General features: G+C 51.5%; 10 protein-coding genes. 5 read left to right on the forward strand and 5 right to left on the reverse strand.

The window, feature by feature from the left end; translation table 11 throughout:
* Positions 1 to 369 precede the first annotated feature (369 nt).
* The 5 genes from CIK99_RS05805 to CIK99_RS05825 all read right to left on the reverse strand — a co-directional run bounded on the left by CIK99_RS05805 (position 370) and on the right by CIK99_RS05825 (position 6650).
* The gene (locus CIK99_RS05805; protein ID WP_094380614.1) at positions 370 to 2502 is read right to left on the reverse strand and encodes a peptidylprolyl isomerase; all 2133 of its coding nucleotides are present in this window, start codon (positions 2500 to 2502) and stop codon (positions 370 to 372) included.
* Between the two features lie 112 nt (positions 2503 to 2614).
* Complete coding sequence (locus CIK99_RS05810; RefSeq protein ID WP_094380615.1) at positions 2615 to 3874, reverse strand: hemolysin family protein; 1260 nt, start codon at positions 3872 to 3874, stop codon at positions 2615 to 2617.
* Positions 3871 to 4536 carry an LPS export ABC transporter periplasmic protein LptC gene (gene lptC / locus CIK99_RS05815; RefSeq protein ID WP_094380616.1) on the reverse strand — a complete coding sequence of 222 codons (666 nt, stop codon included), beginning with the start codon at positions 4534 to 4536 and terminating at the stop codon, positions 3871 to 3873. The genes CIK99_RS05810 and lptC overlap by 4 nt, the downstream gene beginning before the upstream one ends.
* 90 nt (positions 4537 to 4626) lie before the next feature.
* The gene (locus CIK99_RS05820; protein WP_094380617.1) at positions 4627 to 5913 is read right to left on the reverse strand and encodes a hypothetical protein; all 1287 of its coding nucleotides are present in this window, start codon (positions 5911 to 5913) and stop codon (positions 4627 to 4629) included.
* Positions 5910 to 6650, reverse strand: coding sequence for a type III pantothenate kinase (locus tag CIK99_RS05825; protein ID WP_094380618.1), 741 nt, complete (start codon positions 6648 to 6650; stop codon positions 5910 to 5912). Before CIK99_RS05825 ends, CIK99_RS05820 begins: the two co-directional genes overlap by 4 nt.
* Before the next feature lie 102 nt (positions 6651 to 6752).
* Here CIK99_RS05825 and CIK99_RS05830 point away from each other — a divergent pair, with 102 nt between their 5' ends.
* The 5 genes from CIK99_RS05830 to ald all read left to right on the forward strand — a co-directional run bounded on the left by CIK99_RS05830 (position 6753) and on the right by ald (position 14932).
* Positions 6753 to 7940: a DUF4105 domain-containing protein gene (locus CIK99_RS05830; RefSeq protein ID WP_094380619.1), complete on the forward strand. Its 1188-nt coding sequence runs from the start codon at positions 6753 to 6755 to the stop codon at positions 7938 to 7940.
* 25 nt (positions 7941 to 7965) lie between these two features.
* The gene (locus CIK99_RS05835; protein ID WP_094380620.1) at positions 7966 to 9540 is read left to right on the forward strand and encodes an alkaline phosphatase family protein; all 1575 of its coding nucleotides are present in this window, start codon (positions 7966 to 7968) and stop codon (positions 9538 to 9540) included.
* Positions 9541 to 9665: 125 nt separating this feature from the next.
* Positions 9666 to 13010 (forward strand): preprotein translocase subunit SecA, encoded by a 3345-nt coding sequence (gene secA / locus CIK99_RS05840; protein WP_094380621.1) that lies wholly within the window; start codon positions 9666 to 9668, stop codon positions 13008 to 13010.
* Positions 13011 to 13022: 12 nt separating this feature from the next.
* A complete protein-coding gene (locus CIK99_RS05845) occupies positions 13023 to 13724 on the forward strand; it encodes an ATP-binding cassette domain-containing protein (protein ID WP_094380622.1) in 702 nt (233 codons plus the stop codon).
* A gap of 122 nt (positions 13725 to 13846) precedes the next feature.
* Entirely contained in the window at positions 13847 to 14932 is a 1086-nt protein-coding gene (gene ald / locus CIK99_RS05850; protein ID WP_094380623.1) for an alanine dehydrogenase, read from the forward strand.
* Positions 14933 to 15028: the final 96 nt, after the last annotated feature.

A 15028-nucleotide genomic window follows, 5' to 3' on the forward strand; every position in this document is an offset into this window, starting at 1 on the left:
GTCTTTTTGACTCAATTCCCTTAATGCTGCTATCGAGCCACTTTCACCTGCATTTTCTTGGTTTTGAAAAAAAAATTCATCATATTCCCACTTTTTCCCGCCTTTTTCTTGGAACGTAACAATAAAATTACTATCTCTGTACCTAAGAAAGCTGCATCTTGGCAAAACAATCAAACGAGGTTGACAAGTTGAATGCTCTGTTGAAGAGTGACAAGTTGATACCGTCGAAGGCTTCCTACAGAGGCGGGCACATTGGCTTTCATCGGAGGATTATGTGGGAAAGACTGGAGCAAGAGATGAAGAAAGGCGGTGAGGGTATTTGTTGCGCCTCACCGCCTTAGCGAATTATAGGTATAAATGTGAATGAACTTAGAAGAAGAGGTAGCGATTGTCTTTCACTTCGGCCTTTAGATAGAGCTCGTTCATGAAACGGCTGGCTGCCTGAAGAGCTTGCTGACGGAGCTGAGCCTCTGTGGCCTTGGCGTCGAACTTGGCGCCGCCACGCTGAGCCTTCTTCACTACCTTAAACATATATGCGCCACCGTTGCCCTTGATGACACGAGGACAGAACTGGCCAGCCTTGGTGGCTGCGATGGCACCGCTGAGTGCAGGCTCGCTGGCACCTGTAGCCTGGATGAATGCTGGAGCGGCGAATGTCACCTGAGATACGGTGGTGACCTGTGCGCCCTTGGCCTTGGCTGCATCGACGCTGTTGACGCCTTTGAGCTTGGCTGCGATCTGCTCGTACTTCTTGTCGCGGATCACCTCAGACTTGATCATGTCTTTAACAGAGGCGATGTCGCGGTAGCCTTCCTTGTGGATGCCGCTGAGAGCCACCACGAGGAGATGATCGTTGTCGCCACACTCATAGAGTGGCGACACCTCGCCTGCCTTGGCGTCGAAGATCCACTTCATGGTCTCGCGTGTGCTGCGTACGCCAGCCACGTTGTGCTCTGAGTTGGCTACGTCGGCGCGCTCAGACACCTTGAAACCATATTTCTTGGCGTTGTTGACAAGAGCATCAGCAGTCTGGCTCTCGCTTACAAACTGGCTGAACTTGTTGTAGGCTGCAGAGTAAGTGGCCTTTGAGAAGTCGATGGTGTGCTTTACGATGGCTGCCACATACTTGGTGGTGAATGCCTTGCGTGCGGTGACTTTGAGGATGATGTTACCTTGTGTAACCTCCACGTTCTTCAAACCTTCAGACTGTGTGAGAGCCTCGATATACTTTTTGGTGTCGGCATCGATGGTAGGTGCGCTTTCGTACATGGCCGAGGTGAACCACTGTGCCTTGCCTTCCTGACCGTATTTCTTGGCGATGGCCTCGAAGTCGGCTCCGCCGTTGAGGGCGTTGTAGATGCTGTCGGCGCGCTGGCGAGCCTGATCCACGGTCTCGCCACCCACCTGTATCAGGCGATACTCTACTGAGTCGGGGAGCTGTGCTGAGCTGATGAGCTTGACTACGTTGAGGGTGTTGTCGTAAGCGGTCTCGAACGGAGCTGTGGTCTGACCTACCGCCATTGAGTCGATCTTTGCGGCGATGTCGCGTGGCATGACCTTAGACGATACGGGCACGCCGGTGAAAGTCACCTGCGACTGGGCCTTGCGTACAGTCTGTGCGGGGTCGGCGCCTTCCTGCAGGCTCTTCTGAGCCTCGTTCATCGATGCCACGAGGGCCTTGCGGTCGGCTGGCGACGCCGTCACCTGGAAGTCAACATACTTGATGTCGCGAGTCTCGATATACTGGCGGTACATCTCCTTTTGCTCCTCGTACTTGGCCTTGATGTCAGCCTCGCTAATGGTGACCTTGCTGTCGTTGATGGTAGAGTAGGCTATAGTAGCCAACTGCACTTCGTTCTCCTCGTTCTGGTCGTTGAATGCCATCTTGGCCGACACGGGGTTGGAGATGAGGCAGTGAGAGAGGAGGTTCTGGTACTTCTGTGCGAGAGTCTGCTGGCGCAGTGTCTTCTCGATGAACATCCAGTAGTCGTAGATTCTCTTGTACTGCTCAGCCATCTGCGGGTTAGACTTCTGTGCCTGCTTGTAGTCGGCGATAAACTTGGTGAGTTGTGAAGCGTCGAAGCGTCCGGTCTGCTGGTTGACGAACGGAGTCTGCATCAAGATAGGGTTGGTGCCTTCCTTGAGGATGTTCTGCAGCTCGGCGTCGGTGACGGTGAGTCCGAGTTTCTCTGCTTCTTTCTTCATGATAATGCTGTTGACGTAGCTGTTCCATACCTGATCTTTGACCTGGTTGAGCTCTTCCTCGGAGAGATTGTCGCGACCTTGGGTCATCTTGATTACTTCCTGGTACTCGTCAACGAGAGTCTGAAAATCCTGTACTGAGATTTTCTCTCCCAACACTTTGCCTACTTGCTGACGCTGCTCGTTGCTGGTAGCTTCGCACGAGCGGAACGCTTCTTCGGCAATGAATGCGAAGAGGCCGAGACCGATGATGACGATCAGGGTCACACCTCTTTTTCTGATTGTTCCTAATGCTGCCATTACTTGTTTTTTATTTGTTTTTTTATTTTTTTTGTTTCCTTGTTTTCGCTTTTAGCGCACAAAATTACTAAATAATTATCAAATAAAGGAATAAAAACGGAAAAAAATGGTTTTATTCGGTTATTTTTAGCTTTACAAGCTCTATTTTGGTCATTGTGCTTTTAATAATCTTGAATTCTAATTTGCCAATCTTGACTATTTCGTTGAGTTTGGGGAAGCTCTGATACTCGTGTAGAATGAGGCCGCCGACGGTCATGTAGTCATCGTTTTCAGGCAGGTCGAGGTCGAGCATCTCGTTGGCTTTCTCTATCTCGAGACGTGCCGAGAGCAGGTATTCGCCGTCGTCGGTGCGGCGGGCTATGTAGTTGTTGCTGTCGTGCTCGTCCTCGATGTCGCCGAAGATCTCCTCGACGATGTCTTCGAGCGAGACGAGTCCGCTGGTGCCGCCAAACTCATCAACGACGATGGCGAGGCTCTTCTTCTGCTGGAGGAAGGTCTGCATGAGTTTCTTTGCCGCCATGGTCTCGGGCACGAAGGGCATGGTGCGTATATTGTCGCGCCACGTAGCGGCTGAGCGGAACATCTCCGAGGAATGGATATAGCCGACCACATGGTCTATGTCGCCCTTATAGACGACGAGCTTTGAGAAGCCTGTCTCGATAAACTGGTTTTTCAGTTCCTCGACTCCGCTCTCGTCGATGTTGACACCTTCGATCTCGGTGCGTGGCACCATGCAATCTTTGACGCGTGTCTCTGAGAAGTCGAGCACGTTGTGGAAGATCTTCACCTCCTCTTCTATCTCGTCGTCGCTCTGCGCATTGTCGATGCTGCTCTGTACGAGGTAGTCGAGATCGACCTTTCCGAACTCGATATCGTCTTTTGCCTTCTGCATCTTCACTCCCACGAGGGCGAGCATCCACTTTGAGAGCAGTGTGGCGAAGCGCGATATGGGGTAGAGCAGTATGTAGCACACGAGGGCGGGGATGGCGAAGAACGAGAGCATGGTATTGGGGTTGCTCTTGAAGATGAGTTTCGGTATGAACTCGCCCGTGAACAGCACCACTACGGTGGAGGCTATGGTGTCGGCGGTGACGCGCTCGCCGTCGCCGAGCGAGGCGAAGAGAGTTGCGTCGAAGATTTGGGCGAAGAGTATGCCATAGATGACGAGGGCGATGTTGTTGCCCACGAGCATGGTGCTGACGAAGTTGTTTGGATGGCGGTAGAAGAGGGCGATGGCTCTCTGCTGTATGCCGTTCTTGCCGCGTTCCATCTCGGCGAGCATGCGGTTGCTCGACACGAAAGCTATCTCCATGCCGGAGAAGAATGCCGAGAACACCATTGATACTATGAGTGCTATCACGTTGTCTGTCATGGCGTGGCGGTTTTTTTTGTGGCGGCATGTTTGGTGGCGGCAGGGCGCAGCACGGGCACGGCGGTGGTGTCGGCAGGAACCGTGGTTCCTGGAGCGGTGCCTTGGGAGGCGGTGCCGGGAGCGTTGTCGTCGGGTTTCACAAACGAGCCTTTAGAGTTTGACACTGTGTATTTTATCATACGTTCGTCGCTACGGAAATAGGTGCCTTGCAGGGTGCGTTCGGGGCTGACCACACGTGAGAACTTGTTGGAATAGAACTCGTGTTTGATGCCGTCCCAGAACAGTTCCTCGCTCGTGAAGCGCAGGCCGTTGACGTTGCGCACACGAACTCTGCCGCGCAGTTCCCAGAGTTTCAGCTGGTCGTAGTACCACGCGGTGTCGGCCTGTATGTAAGCCTGGATATTGAACTTCTCGTCAAACTGTTCGAGAAAGATGCCGCAGATGAAGGTCCAGCGCGACGGCTGTCTGACGGTGTTGACGTCCCATCGCTCGGTGACGATCTTGTATTTTATCACTCCCGAGTCGGAGATGAGCGTGTTGACGCCGTAGCTTGTCATCATCGACACCGAGTCGCGGTCGTGGATGGCAGGGGCGGTGTGTTCCACCTCCTCGGAGCAGGAAAACACCGCCATTGTCATGGCTGCGAGGACGAGAGCCCTCATTCTATTAATATATTTATAAGGTGGAAAACTATCCAATGTGTTGTGGTTTTTGTTCTCTGTTTTCTTTTGTCCTATTCTTCCGAATGTCTATTAGTTCACTTTCCACTTGTTGAACCATCCTTCGTTGAAGGTGAGGCCAATATTGATGCGGAAAGTGTTTTCGGTGATGAGGTCTTTGGCCGACGACTTCACCCACTGTCCGCTGATGTTGAGGAACGAGCAGTGATTCCACCTGTCGAGCAATGGAATGCCGAAACCAGCGCTGATGCTGATCTCCTTTGGTCCGTCGTGGCCGTTGACTTTGAAATAAGGTGTGGCGTAAGACGCTCCGAGGCGGTAGTGAATGCGGTTGTAGAACTTGCGGCTCTGCCAGTTGGGTATCCACTCGCCGCCCACTGTGAGCTTATGTCTGTCGGTGAGCAGTCCGTAGGTGGCCTTATACTCGCCTGTGGCGGGATTGAACTCGGGGTAGGCGAGTTTGCTCCATCGCTGCAGCGAATAGTCGGCGCCCACGACAAACTTCCTGTTGTGTGACCACGCCAGTCCCACAGCGAAGGCGTGAGGCAGGCTCAGTCCGTCTTTCACGGAGAGTGTGTCGCTGGTGGAGATGGAGGTCTGCGAGTTGGTGTTGGTGGTGACGAGCATCGGGTCGGCGTTGAGGTTGTGCCCGAGGCTGTATGTGGCGCCGAGGGTGACGTTGTCCGTATTCGTGAGGTCGAGGCTGTACTGCAGTCCAAAGTCGAGCTTATAGCTATGGATGCTGACGGCATACTGCTTGGTGATGGTGTTGACATACGCGTCGTTGCTGCTGATGGTGAGCGAGCGGTCGTAGTCGCCCCAAAGGTAAGAGCCGTTGACACCAATGGAGAGGCCTTTGAAGAGCTTTGCGCCGACGCCGAGATATACTTGCCGCACGCCGCCCGAGCCGGTATGTGCCTCGGTGGTTGTGGTGGACGATGCGCCCACGGTGGTGGTGGAAGAGTAGTTGTAGCCGATATTGCTGAACGGTACTATACCGAAACTGCAGCCCACGTTTTTCATCAGTCGGAATGCGGCGACGGCATATTCGAAATCAGCGTTGTTGGCGTTGAGCTTACGGTTGCCTTCCTTGAAGTTTGTCACCTGTCCGCTGAGGCCCATGTCGAAGATCATCGTCAGGGAATCGACGGCAGAGTAGGAGGCGGGGTTGAGCATGTTGACCTGGTCAGACTGGCGCAAACCCAGTCCCAACCCGTTCATGCCGCGGTTGAATCCCTGTGCTTGTTCTGACAGCACGCCGAGTCCATACTGACTGTATGGAGAGTTGGTGCCGCTCTGGGCACTGGCGGCAAGGGCTGTTGCCATGGCCGCAAAAAGTGTTGCTATGTTTTTTTTCATTCTTTATTTTGTTCTTCGTTATGGAGAAGTATGGTGTTCAGACCTCTATGGACGAGGAATTTGTCTGCAAAGGTGCACATTTTTTCTGAATTGTGCAAATCGATATCGACTCCTCCCGTTAAATAAACCAAAAGGTTAGGATATTTTGACTTAATTTCACTGATATAGCCTTCTATTTCGTGTCTTATGCCATGTATCACGCCACTTCGGATGGCTGTTGCCGTGTCGTAGCCCACCGTCGGCGTGTCGCCCTGGCGTGTCAGCAATGGCAGTCGCGAGGTGAAGGTGTTGAGGGCGCGGAACCTCATCTTCGGTCCCGGCGAGATGTTGCCGCCGAGGTATTGTCCCGAGGAGGTGACGAGGTCGTAGGTGATACACGTGCCGATGTCGATGACCATAATGTCGTGGCCACGATGGAGCGACCACGCGCCGACGATGGCGGCGAGGCGGTCGGGACCGAGGGTGAGCGGTGTGGAATAGCACACCTCGACGGGCACTGCCGTCACACCCGGCACCAGCTGAAGCATGGGGAAGGGGAGCGACGTGATGGAGTCGCAGAAGTCGGCAGTGAGGTCTTTCACCGTTGACCAGATGCCGCCGTCGATATCGTGCCGTTGGCAGAACGGGGCGATTCTGAAGGGCTGGTCGTGCTCGACGATGATGGAGTCGATGATGTCTTTCCCGTCGAAAACGGCAAGCTTTGCACACGTGTTTCCTATGTCTATTGTGAGCTTCATAAAGCATAAATTCGTTTACAGGGTGCAAAATTATTGAAAAAAAACGAGATAAAAGCATTAAAAGTCAAAAAAAGAAATTAAATTTGCACCGTGAAAAATTCTATGATTATAGTGAAAAGACTGCTATTTTTAGCTTTCTCGCTGACAATCAGTTTGTTAAGCTGGAGTTCGAGCGATGAGGTGCATTTTGACGACGATTCGGTAGAAGTGAGCTTACTCACCTGTTCACCCCACAACGAGGTTTACAGCGTGTTTGGGCACACCGCACTGCGCTATCACGACTTGCGCACGGGAGAGGACTGGGCGTTCAACTATGGCGTGTTTGACTTCCGCAAGCCGCTGTTCGGGTTGCGCTTCACGTTTGGCATCACCGACTATGAGTTGGGTGTCGTGCCGTTCCACATCTTTAAGACCGAATATGCCAAGAGGGGTAGTTCCGTGGTAGAGCAGGTGCTCAACCTCTCGTCAGAGGAGAAAAAGAAATTATACAAGGCTCTTCAGGACAACTACCGTCCCGAAAACCGCATCTATCGATACAACTGCCTCTACGACAACTGCACCACGCGTGCCCGAGACATGATAGAGCAGAGTATAATCGACGACAAGATCGAGTACAGGGACGGAACGGGACCGCAGGCCGACCAGATGCACGGCATCACATACCGAAAACTGCTGCACGAGCGCACGGGCAACCACCGCTGGATAACCTTTGGCAACGACATCTGCCTCGGTCTCGGCGCCGACAGGGAGATAGGATGGAGGGAAAGACAGTTTCTGCCTTCACAGCTCATGGAGAGCTTCCAGGACGCGATAGTGGTGGGAAGCAACAAGGGCACCAGGCCGTTGGTGGTCAACAACCGCTATGCCGTGGAACCGGGAGTGAGGTTTGTGGAAGATGGATTCCCGCTGACACCTTTTCAGTGTTTCGCACTGCTGCTTGTGGCAGCGATTGTCATTTTGTCAGTAGAGCTATACCGCGGAAAGACATTCGTCGTGTTCGACCTCCTGCTGATGGCGCTGACAGGCACGGCAGGCATCCTGGTGGCAGCCCTGTTCTTCTCGCAACATCCCACTACAAGCACTAATCTCCAGATACTTATACTCAATCCGCTCCCGTTCTTCTTCATGGCTAACGTGGCGCGACGACGTAAGACACGCTACTGGAAAATAGTCGCCTTGACGACCGCGATCTTCCTTTTCGGCTCGATATTGCAGGACTATGCAGAGGGAATGGAGCTTCTGGCACTGACTTTGCTGACAAGAGTGTGGATGAACCGTAATTGTAACTAACTGAAAAAAGAAAAGATAAACAATAATGAACCGCAGACAACATACACTGACGCTACTCGCTACGCTCATCTCGATGCTCAGCGTGGACGCACAGGTGATGCAACAGGCTCCGAGACTCGTGGTGAACATCACCATCGACCAGCTCAGGGCTGACTATATGGAGGCTTTCTCGCCGCTATATACACTCGACGGATTCAAGAAACTCGTGAGCAAGGGACTGGTGTTCACCAATGCCGCCTATCCCTTCGCCCCAATAGACTGCTCGGCGGCCATCACCGCTGTACAGACTGGAACTACACCTTATTATAATAGCCTCGTGGGAAACATGTGGCTCGACAGGGAGACACTCAGACCCGTCTATTGCGTTGACGACAAAAAGACACAAGGACTGATGACCGATGAGGGAGGATCGCCACGCAACGTCAGCACATCGACCATAGGCGACGAACTCAAGGCTACCACGAAGGGAAAGGCAAAGGTGTACTCAATAGCACCATTCCGCAACGCTGCCATTCTCGCTGCCGGACACGCAGCCGACGGAGCAGTGTGGATAGACGACAAGACAGGCAACTGGTGCTCGTCGGATTACTACGGCGAGGAGCTGCCCGCATGGGTGAAGAACTACAACACCATCAACCCCGCATACCGCGTCACCACAAGCCAGACATGGGAACCCGACAACAAATACGTGGGGAAGTTTAACTACTTCCTACGTGAAGACAACCCCAAACCTTTCAAACACAAGTTCACCGGCGACACACAATACATTGACTACAAGACCAGCGGACTAGTGAACGAAAACGTGACAAAGGCCGCGCTGCACTGCGTCACAAGCAACAACATGGGCGTGGACGGAATCACCGACATGCTCAACGTCACATACTATGCAGGCAACTTCCGACACGAGGCAAGCGACGACAACCAGATAGAGCTGCAAGACACTTACGTGAGACTCGACAGGCAGCTCGCGGCACTCATATCAAGCCTCGAACTCAGACTCGGCGAAAAGAATATCCTCTTCGTCGTCACCAGCACAGGATGTGCCGACGAGGAAACCACCGACTATGCCAAGTACCGCATACCTACAGGCACGTTCTACATCAACCGGACGGCAAGCCTGCTGAACATGTATTTCGGCGCACTCTGGGGACAGGGAAAATATGTGGACACATGCTATGGGACGCAGATATTCCTCAACCACCGGTTCCTCGAAAGCAAACGGATAAGCCTTAACGACGCCTGCCAAAGAGCACAGGAATTTCTCGGCATGGTGGCAGGAGTGAGAAACGTTTATACTTCGCCACAACTCCTTTCCAGCGCCAATCCCGACATAACAAAGATACGCAACGGATTCAATCCAGAACACTGCGGCGACATCATCATAGAGGTGACGCCGGGGTGGAGACTGTATAACGAGGACAACCAGCAGACACAACTCTCGCGAGCCTCATACATACCGTTCCCCATAGTGTTTTACGGAGCCAACGTAAAGCCAGAACGCATAACAACACCCGTCACCGTGGATCGCATCGCGCCAACGGTGGCAAAGGCAATACGTATCAGGGCACCCAACGCATGCTGGGCTGAACCGCTGTTTTAGACCGCTTTTTTAGCTTCTTAGAGGTTCAACACCAAAAAAATCAACTATTTATGCACGATTACGAAAAAAAAATCGTAATTTTGCAAAGATTTTCCAAAACTCGATAAAAAAAAAGACAAGATAAAATGAATTTCAACAAATTTCTGAAGTCACTCTTCGGTGACAAATCTTCGAGAGACATGAAGCTCATACAGCCTCTCGTGGAAAAAATCAAAGCTGCCTCGCCAGAGATAGAACAGCTCGACAACGACGCGCTGCGCGCAAAGACAAAGGAAATACAACAACGCATCCAATCGTCGGCACAGGAACAGAAGGCACAGATAGCTGCCATCAAAGAGACAATTGAAAACACGCCCATCGACGAGCGTGCAGAACTATTCGAACAGATAGACAAACTCGAAAAGGAAATCCTCGAGATCTATGAGGATAAGCTTAACGAGGCTATGCCGCAGGTGTTCGCGATAGTAAAGGAAACCGCCAAGCGCTTCGCCAACAACGAGGAGACCATCGTCACCGCAAGCGACTTCGACCGCGAACTCGCTGCCAACCCCGCCAACGACTTTATCACCATTGATGGAGAAAAAGCCATTTACCACAACCACTGGACTGCAGGAGGCAACGACCTCAAGTGGGAAATGGTGCACTACGACGTGCAGCTCTTCGGAGGATGCGTGCTACATCAAGGAAAAATTGCCGAGATGGCTACCGGTGAAGGTAAGACCCTCGTCGCCACACTGCCTGTGTTCCTCAACGCACTGACAGGAAACGGCGTTCACGTGGTGACCGTCAACGACTACCTCGCAAAACGTGACTCGGAATGGATGGGACCGCTCTACATGTTCCACGGACTCAGCGTGGATTGCATCGACAAGCACCAGCCAAACTCAGAACAACGCCGACGCGCTTACCAGGCTGACATCACATTCGGTACCAACAACGAATTCGGCTTCGACTACCTCCGCGACAATATGGCCACAGCACCGTCTGACCTCGTGCAGAGAGCACATAACTATGCCATCGTCGATGAGGTGGACTCAGTGCTCATCGACGACGCTCGTACTCCGCTAATCATCTCAGGACCTGTACCAAAGGGCGACGACCAGATGTTTGAGGAATACCAGCCACTGGTGGAGAAACTCGTCGATGTACAGCGCAAACTCGCCACTCAGCTGCTCTCGGAAGCTAAACAGCTGATAAGCGAAGGACGCGAAAAAAACGACCAGAAAATACTCGACGCGGGATTCCTCTCGCTATATCGCTCGCACAAGGCGCTGCCAAAGAACAAACCGCTCATCAAATTCCTCTCAGAAGAGGGAATAAAGGCGGGAATGCTCAAGACCGAGGAGATATACATGGAGAACAACAACAGGAAAATGCCCGAGGCCGTCGAACCGCTTTACTTCGTCGTGGATGAGAAACTCAACTCTTGCGACCTCACCGACAAAGGTACTGACTGGCTTGCAAGACAAGTCAACGACAAAGACCTCTTCGTGCTGCCAGACATAGCAGGACAACTGTCAGCCCTCGAAAACGAACAGCTCTCAGACGAGGAAAGGGTGACAAAGAAAGACGAACTGCTCAACCACTACGCCGTGCAGAGCGAACGTGTACACACTCTACAACAGTTGCTCAAGGCTTACACCATGTTCAACAGAGACGACGAATATGTGGTGATAGACGGAGAAGTGAAAATAGTCGATGAGCAGACAGGACGTATCATGGAAGGACGCCGATGGAGCGACGGACTGCACCAGGCCGTGGAAGCCAAGGAACACGTGAGAGTGGAGGCCGCAACACAGACCTTTGCCACCATCACACTCCAGAACTACTTCCGTATGTACCACAAACTCGCCGGTATGACCGGTACGGCTTCTACTGAGTCGGGAGAGTTCTGGGACATATACAAACTCGACGTGGTGGAGATTCCTACCAACAGACCAATAGCGCGAAAAGACCTCGACGACCGAGTATATAAGACCAACCGTGAGAAATATAATGCCGTGATCGACGAAATCGTGGCAATGAGAGAAAGCGGAAGACCATGTCTCGTCGGTACAACATCGGTGGAGATTTCCGAACTGCTCAAACGTATGCTCGACATGAGAAAGATTCCTTGTCAGGTGCTCAACGCAAAACTACACCAGAAGGAAGCTGACATCGTGGCCCTCGCGGGACAAAGCACCAACGGACTCGGAGCCGTGACCATCGCTACCAACATGGCTGGACGTGGTACCGACATCAAACTGTCGCCAGAGGTGAAGGCGGCAGGAGGACTCGCCATCATCGGTACAGAGAGACACGAGAGCAGACGCGTTGACCGCCAGCTCAGAGGACGTGCCGGACGACAGGGCGACCCAGGATCGTCAGTCTTCTACGTGTCGCTCGAAGACAAGCTCATGAGACTCTTCGCCTCTGAGCGCATAGCAAGCGTCATGGACCGATTCGGATTCAAAGAGGGAGAACGCATCGAAAGCCCGATGATATCAAAGAGCATAGAAAGAGCACAACGCAAGGTGGAGGAAAACCACTTCGGAGTTCGTAAACGACTGCTCGAATATGACGACGTGATGAACAAACAGCGTACCGTCGTATATGGCAAACGACGCCATGCCCTCATGGGAGAACGCATAGGAATGGATATCTCTAACACGCTCTGGGACCGTGTGGTGAACATTATCGAAAATAATGACTACGAGGGATGCAAAGAGGAATTCATTCATATCTTCGCTATGGAAGTGCCGTTCACACAGGAACAATTTATCAACGACAGAAGAGACGAACTCGAAGAACGCACATTCCAACAGGTGATGGAGGCATTCAACAGAAAAACAGAACGCATACAGAACGTGGCATGGCCGATAATACAGCAAGTGTATGAAAACCAAGGCGCTTTCTACGAGCGAATCATGGTGCCGCTCACCGACGGACGACGCATGTACAACATTCCTTGCAACCTCAAAGAGGCGTACGACTCGCACTGCAAGACCATTGTCAAGGAGTTTGAGAAGATGATTCTCCTGCACATCATCGACGAGTGCTGGAAAGAGAACCTCAGGGAACTTGACGAACTCAAGCACAGCGTGCAAAACGCTTCCTACGAACAGAAAGACCCGCTGCTCATCTTCAAACTCGAAAGCGTGAAGCTGTTCGACAATATGGTGAACAACATGAACAACCGTATCGTCAGCATCCTCATGAGAAGCGGAATACCTGAGATGCAACAGGCTCCACAAGAAGCTCCGGCAGAAATGCCAAAGGAGAAACCTCATTACGTGGAATCGAAACAACAGGTACAGGAGGAAAGACTCGTCGATCCTAACCAGCAGGCTGCAGCCGCACAAGACACAAGGGCACAGCAGGCACAACGACGCGAACCCGTGGTGAAGAGCAAGATGCCTGGACGAAACGACCCTTGCCCATGCGGCAGCGGAAAGAAATTCAAAAATTGTCACGGTAGAGGACTCGTATAAGCGTTGACGTTTATGATTACAATAAAGAACTTGAAAAAGTCGTTCGGGGACACTTGCGCATGCAATATTCCCGAACTGACAATCAACAAAGGGGAAATAATAGGTCTTGTCGGCAATAACGGTGCCGGCAAGACCACTCTTTTCCGACTACTGCTCGACCTGCTCAAGGCCGACGAGGGATATGTGGAACTCAATGAGGTAAGAGTAGATCAGAGCGAAGAGTGGAAACACTTCACTGCCGCGTTTATCGACAACGGATTCCTCATCGACTTTCTCACGCCAGAAGAGTATTTCCAGTTTATCAGCAGAATATCAGGAACAAAAGACGACCCCGTAAAGGAACTCGAAGAGAAATACCAGCACTTTACAGGAGGCGAGATCTTCGGAAGGAACCTGCTAATACGCAACCTCTCGGCGGGTAACAAACAGAAAGTCGGCATCATATCCGCGCTGATGACCCAGCCCGAGATACTCATTCTCGACGAACCTTTCAACTTCCTCGACCCTACAAGCCAGAACATTCTGAAAAGACTGCTCGAGAATTACTCAAAGGAAACAGGAGCAACCGTCATCGTCAGCTCACACAACCTCACACATACCGTGGATATCTCAACACGAATATTGCTAATGGAACACGGAGAAATAAAAAGCGACATAACTAACGTTGACGAGGCTTCAGTAAAGCAACTGAACGAGTATTTTGAACAAGTTTAGTTAAATTGTATAAACATACGGAAAAATTCCGTGCGCAAATATTGACGGCAATGATTTTTTGTCGTATATTTGCGTACGGATTTTTTATATTGTTCCAAAAATTAACTAAACACTTTTAGCTTATGATTATCGGTATTCCTAAAGAAATCAAGAACAACGAGAACAGGGTCGGAATGACACCTGCAGGAGTTGCCGAACTGGTGAAGCACGGCCATACCGTCTATGTACAACATACGGCAGGAGAGGGCAGTAGCTTCAGTGACCAACACTATATTGATGCCGGAGCATGCATACTGCCTACCATTGAGGATGTGTATGCTGCAGCTGACATGATAGTAAAGGTGAAAGAACCTATCGAACCTGAATATCCACTGGTGAAACCAGGACAGGTGGTGTTCACGTATTTCCATTTCGCTTGCGACCGCGAACTCACTGAGGCGATGATGAAGAGCAGAGGCGTGTGTATCGCATATGAGACCGTACAACTCGACGACGGATCGCTGCCGCTGCTAATTCCAATGAGCGAAGTGGCTGGACGTATGGCAACAATAAACGGAGCTTATTATCTGCAAAAAACAAAAGGAGGAAAAGGAAAACTCATCTGCGGAGTGCCCGGAGTAAGACCGGCAAAGGTGCTAGTACTCGGTGGTGGAATAGTTGGACAGGCTGCCGCTCGTGTCGCTGCAGGAATGGGAGCTGACGTGGTCATCGCCGACATCTCGCTGCCACTGCTAAGAAAACTCTCGGTGGAAATGCCGCCTAACGTCAACACTATCTACTCTTCAAAACATAACATCAAACGCGAACTGCGCGACGTGGATATCGTTGTGGGCTCGGTGCTCATTCCTGGCGACAAAGCTCCACACCTCATCACAAGAGACATGCTTAAGCTTATGGAACCGGGAACAGTGCTCGTAGATGTGGCAATAGACCAAGGAGGATGTTTCGAAACCTCGAGACCAACTACTCATAGCGAACCTGTTTATGAGGTAGATGGAATTGTGCATTATGCCGTGGCAAATATTCCAGGCGCCGTACCAAACACCTCAACCATCGCTCTTACTAACGCTACGCTGCGTTATGCCATCGCACTGGCAGACAAGGGATGGGAAAAGGCGTGTGAAGATGACCCGGCTCTCGCAAAAGGACTGAACATAGTGGATGGAAAAATCACGTTCAAACCAGTAGCTGACGTCTTCGGATTATAAGCATTCGACTTCGTCTCTGGAAAAATTTTCAGAACATCTTGTCTGACAAATAGAAATATCATCTGGTTTGACAAATGGGAATTACATCGTTTCCGG

Origin of the sequence: Prevotella sp. P5-92, from assembly GCF_002251245.1 — a bacterium.
GTDB lineage: Bacteria > Bacteroidota > Bacteroidia > Bacteroidales > Bacteroidaceae > Prevotella.